This window comes from Limnofasciculus baicalensis BBK-W-15 (genome assembly GCF_024178385.1).
Taxonomy (GTDB): domain Bacteria; phylum Cyanobacteriota; class Cyanobacteriia; order Cyanobacteriales; family Coleofasciculaceae; genus Limnofasciculus; species Limnofasciculus baicalensis.
On sequence record NZ_JAMZMM010000381.1, the window covers coordinates 1 to 5,627 of the forward strand.

At 39.9% G+C, this 5,627-nt stretch carries 3 protein-coding genes; 2 read left to right on the plus strand and 1 reads right to left on the minus strand.

What is annotated here, in order from left to right; all coding sequences use genetic code 11:
• A partial coding sequence (locus tag NJ959_RS24840; RefSeq protein WP_254014435.1) for an ABC transporter substrate-binding protein occupies nucleotides 1–781 on the plus strand: 781 nt, incomplete at its 5' end.
• Between the two features lie 550 nt (nucleotides 782–1,331).
• Nucleotides 1,332–3,947 (plus strand): right-handed parallel beta-helix repeat-containing protein, encoded by a 2,616-nt coding sequence (locus NJ959_RS24845; RefSeq protein ID WP_254014436.1) that lies wholly within the window; start codon nucleotides 1,332–1,334, stop codon nucleotides 3,945–3,947.
• Between the two features lie 172 nt (nucleotides 3,948–4,119).
• On the opposite strand, the gene NJ959_RS24850 is transcribed toward NJ959_RS24845, so the two are convergent.
• Complete coding sequence (locus NJ959_RS24850) at nucleotides 4,120–5,436, minus strand: glycoside hydrolase family 10-like protein (RefSeq protein WP_254014437.1); 1,317 nt, start codon at nucleotides 5,434–5,436, stop codon at nucleotides 4,120–4,122.
• Nucleotides 5,437–5,627 lie beyond the last annotated feature (191 nt).

The following is a 5,627-nucleotide window of genomic DNA, read 5'->3' on the forward strand; positions in this document are numbered from 1 at the left end:
CATTAATACTATTCAGGTAATAACTAAGCAGAATAAAATAAATACAGAAAATAATTATATATTTCGGACTATACCCAGCATTGATTTTGTTGCAAATTCTCTCTCTCAATACACCATAAAAACGAATCCAAAAACCAGAATAGCCATGTGTTCTGATGTTCAAGCTGTAGACAATGAATCATTTAGAAATCAGTTCACCATTGCGTTATACGCGAATAAGGGCAAGTTTATCGATGATGTAAAATGTAATTTTTCCGATCCTGATTTAAACCCTAGTGCCGTGATATCTCAAGCAATCAAGGCTGGTGCAGATAGCTTGCTATTAGCTCCCCATGTAGACAGAATTAATAAGGCTATCGAGTTAGCAAAAGCTAATCAAGGACAGTTAAAACTGCTAGGATCTCCCTCACTATACACCTCCCAAACATTAGAATTTGGAAAAGGATATGTGAATGGGATGGTGTTAGCAGTACCTTGGTATCCAGGAGCTATTCCAGGCAATTCTTTTCCTAGTAATGCTGCCAAACTTTGGGGAGGATCAGTAAACTGGAGAACAGCGACAGCTTATGATGCAACCCAGGCTATTATTACAGGTTTAGAAAAGAGTAATAGCACTCGTGAGGGGTTACAAAAAGTCCTTTCTAGTAATTGGTTTTCCGTCAATGGCGCGACGGGAAACATTCAGTTTTTACCATCAGGAGATCGCGTTGGTGAAGGCTTTTTAGTTCAAGTTAAACCCACTACCCAACCTGGAAACTATCAGTTTATTCCCTTAAAATAACCATGAAAGTGTCTCTTTAAAATTACATCTGTCATCATTATTAACTGGTGGTTTCAACCCCCTCTACACAAACAAAATCCGGATGGTGCGCGGGTTGAAAAATTTTAGGGTGCGTTAGCGAAGCGTAACGCACCCTACGCCATCGTTATTGCAACTCTGGATATAGATTCCAGTCAGTTTCAACTGACTTTAGCTATGAGACAGAGAATTTATTCTCTGGCGGTTGTTGCCACTGATAGAAGATGTAAATTTAAACAGAAATTTCCCACCTAGATACACAAAAATTTCTATTTGTCAAAGTCAATTTTACCTCACTTCCCTAGTGACTCAAAACTGAGGTAGTAAAACTGAGGCAAATTCAGTACGCTGAGGCTGAGGATTAAAGTCTATCTGCCAAGCTGATTTGTAAATAAATTTTACAAAAACCCAAAATCTTGTATAAAAGGCACGACTTTACCCTGAGTAATATGTAGCAGCTCAAAATTTGCGCAAATCCAGAATATTAGCAATTAAACGCTAAAAATTCTGGAAATCACCAGGAGTCAATCAAATGAAAATAGCTAAGTATTCAAGCTATGTTACCTTACTTTTAGTTGGAACATTTGCCTCTAGCGCCATCGCCCAAACAACCAAACCAGAAACTGAGCAAATCCCAGAGAATCCCCCAAAATTAAACTTAGAAACTGAATCAGTAGATACCTTATCTCCGTTTGTAGTAGGCGCTGAAGCGCCACTAACTCCCTTAATAGCAGAAGATTCAGTACCATCTGATAGTATCCCAGATACTCCACCAACTACCGAAGAAACACCAACTAACCCAGAAACAGAAGAAAAAGACACAAAAACAGATACAGAAACTAATACCTTCAGCGTCAGAGGTGGCATTCGCTACACTACCGAAGGGGCAGGTTATGAAGAAGGATTCACCAGTTTTGAAGGATTCCTTCCCCTATTTCAAACTCCAGGAAAAAACCTCACCTTTGTCGAAGGGCGGTTACTATTGCAAAATAATGGAGATTTAGGAGGAAATGTTGTGTTAGGACAGCGATTTTTCGATGAATCTTCTCACCGAGTTTATGGCGGCTACATCGCTTACGATAATCGCGATACGAGCAAAAACTCCTTTAATCAACTAGGTGTAGGTTTTGAAACTTTAGGAGAAAACTGGGATTTCCGGATTAATGGTTACTTACCTATTGGCGATAACCGTCAGTTATCTTCTGAAAGTTTCCCCAGCATTTTTGGCTTTCAAGGAAATGCTCTATTGCTAAACCGAACTCGCCAATTTGAGTCAGCAGCAACGGGATTTGATGCGGAATTTGGCGGTAAAATAGCACGATTAGGAAAGGGAACTTTGCGCGGTTATGGAGGAGTATACTATATTAATGCCGCAGGTGATGATAGTGCTTTAGGGGTAAAAGGTAGATTGGAAATTCGCCCAACTGATAACCTAAATCTGAATTTATCGATACAGAATGACCGCATTTTTGACACTAGAGTAGTTGCTAGCTTGGGGATTACTTTTCCCGGTACTTCTGCCCGTGGCAATAATGAGGATAAACCGAAAGGATTAGATCGGATGGGGGAGACAGTAGCCCGTCAACATGCGATTCTTGTTCTTCAACAGACGGAACAAGATAAAGTAGCTGCCGTTAATCCAGAAACCAATCAACCGTGGCGATTTCAGCACGTTATTTTGGGTAAAAATGAGGGGAATGGTACGTTTGAATCTCCTTTTGGTAATGTCCAAAATGGACTTGATGCTACTGTATCTGATGGGGACGATATTGTTTACGTGCAGCCCGGTGATGGCTCAGAAATTCCACCATTTGAAATTCCAGATAGAGTGCAAGTTTTATCAACAGCACCAGTGCAAAAATTAGATACAAAACAGGCAGGTACGGTAATTTTACCTCTGTCTGGAAGCGGGCAAATGCCGATTATCGATCCCTTAGTTATCATGGGGAATAGTACCACTATTTCTGGATTTGCAATTATTAATGCGCCTGATGCGGCTATTGTTGGGGAAGGTATTGAGAATGTGACGATTCGAGATAACTTAATTGTCAATTCAGCGGAGGAAGGTATCCGGCTAGAGGAGGTAACTGGGAAAGTTAATATTGTCAACACTACAATTGATACCACTGAAAGTGGGAGTGGTATTTTTATTGACAATTCTTCGGGTGCAGTTGACTTGAGAATTAATAAGACTACGATTACTAATCCTGCACTTAATGGAATTGAGATTAACTTTAGTGGTACGGCTGAAGGAATAGTCAATATCACTGATACTCAGGTTCTCAACAGTGAATTTGCTGGCATAGTCGCCAATCTTGAAGGAAATTCAAATTCTACCATTACTATCGATAAAAATACTGCTTCTGGCGGTGGCTTGGGTATTGTTATCCTCCCGTCTGAATCATCCAGATCAACTGTTACTATTTCCAATAACATAGTTCAGGGTAATCTTTTAGATGGTATTGCCATCTTCTCATCTGATTCATCCACGTCAACCGCAAATATCTTCAATAACACAGCTTCTGGCAATGGTTTAAATGGTACTTCCATCTTCTCATTTGATTCATCCCAATTAACCGCTACTATCGACAACAACACTACTGATAGTAATGGCTTCAATGGCATTTTCATCCTACCGTTTGATTCATCCACATCGAATGTTACTATTTCCCATAACATAGTTCAGGGTAATCTTTTCGATGGTATTGCCATTTTCTCAGTTGATTCATCCACATCAACCGCAAATATCTTCAATAACACGGCTTCCGATAATGGTTTAGATGGCATTAGCAATGAAACAGGAGATAATTCTTTGATGCGCAGCCTAATTCAAGGGAATACCACAAACAATAATGGTCGTTTTGGTATTGAAATAAGTGCCACTGATACTTCCAGCCTATTTGCTGGCGTGCGGTTAAATAATTTGATTGAGAATCCAGGCGAATTGATGCCATTTTTACCATTTGGTTTTGCGGCGCAAACTTTGGATAATTCTACTCTATGTGTCGATTTAAAGGACAATACCAGCTCAAATGGTTTTCTGTTGAATGGCGTTAGTGGAACATTTAATGCTAATGCGTCGGGAAATAATTCTGATGTTTCCCAGTCAGGTGTTGTTAATCCTTTGGGCACTTGTCCAGTGCCTTAATTGAATATAAATTAGGCACCTACAATACAGTAGTAGGGAGCGCTATGCTACGCCAACGCTCCCGGAACTATTGCCTAGTTGGGAAGTGAGAATTACCGAATTATAGCCTCCCATCTTTACAGAAGAAGAAACCTAACTATTCAATCCCTGTTTTCCAGTAGTTTTAAAATTTTCAATTCTCTTCAATAGTTGGCTCTGGTAAAGGTTGACTATTGTTACTAGGTAGATCTGGCTGATTTTTTGGATCTGGTTTTGGCGGTAGTGGCGGAGTAAAATTAGCCGCACGTCTGGGTATTTGTGGGGGTGTTCGGAATGCGGAAAATGGGAAAAAAGTTTGAAATTCAGACAATCGATTTTCAGTAGATTCTGGTGTCAATTCCCACAAACTTTCGTAATAAAAGAAAGCTGCACCTAAGCCATATTCTTGGACTGCTCGTACCTGAGATTCAATTTGCTCAATTGCAACTGGGCGATTTCTCAAGCCAGCCATAATCCCCACTCCTGTAGGAATTCTTTCCTGTGCTTCCTGCATTTCTGGACGATTAATTTTGCTCATAAATGATTTTACATCGGGATGATAAACTTGTACTATTAGCTCGTCTGCAATATCTAAGCGCACCCAATTCAGCCAATCTTGGAGGTGATTTTTGTAAGCAAATTCATAGTAATTGGGAGAAATTGAGAAAATGGCATTGGGTTTTACTGCTTTTACGGCTTGATTTAGTTGCGACATGAATGCCGTAATTTTATTAGCTCGCCATGCAACCCAATCTGGATCTTTAAAATCTGTTGGCGGAGCTTTTGTGGTTTCTTTGGTATACAAAGCTACTGTGTAGGGATCGTAGCCAAATTCAGATGGCAAACTCATGTGATCGTCAAATTGGATGCCATCAGCATTGTATTTAGTAACTACTTCTAGTACTAATTCGGTAATGAATTGCTGTACTTCTGGATGAAAAGGATTGAGCCAAACTACTTCGCCACCAGCACTGTTTGATGTTTGGCTACCGTCTTGTTTTTCTGTAAGCCATTCTGGATTATTTAATGCTAATTCTGAGGTGGTAGGAGCCATAAAACCAAACTCAAACCAAGGAATTACAAGCAATCCTTGGCGGTGAGATTGAGCCATTAAATCTGCCAACATATCTTGTCCTTCCAAGCCTCTGTAAACAAAAGGTTGAATATTTCTTCGCTGGGCTACAGGACTAGGATACATGACATAGCCAGAATTCCAAACTACGGGATAAATAGTGTTGAAATTTAACTGTTTGAGTTTCCTGACAGCATCTGCTACTTTACTCCTATCTCTGAGGATATCTTTGTCATTTGTTGTCATCCAAACTCCACGAATTTCCTGACGGGGTTGTTGGGCGATCGCCGAAATCAAATTATTCCCCTGGACTGCTATAATAAATGAGATGGCAAACAGAAGTGGGAGAATAGTTTTAATCGAGCGCTGCCAACCGCGAGTAATTATCTGTAATGTCATATTATTGAATGGTGAGTTATCTATTGAAACACACCCCGGGATCATTTGCTGATAAAATTTACTAGTTATATAGTCTATAACTATTTATGGCGATCTGCGATCGCAATATTAAAAGTCAAATGCGATGTTGAGCGCTATCAGGAGATCGTCCCTTGGCAGGTATACTATATAGAGATTTTCATGTCCTAAAT

What these genes read in the sequence shown, in the direction of transcription:
- NJ959_RS24845 (WP_254014436.1), top strand. Translation starts at nt 1,332, where the DNA reads ATGAAAATAGCTAAGTATTCAAGCTATGTTACCTTACTTTTAGTTGGA.
- NJ959_RS24850 (WP_254014437.1), bottom strand. Translation starts at nt 5,436, where the DNA reads ATGACATTACAGATAATTACTCGCGGTTGGCAGCGCTCGATTAAAACT.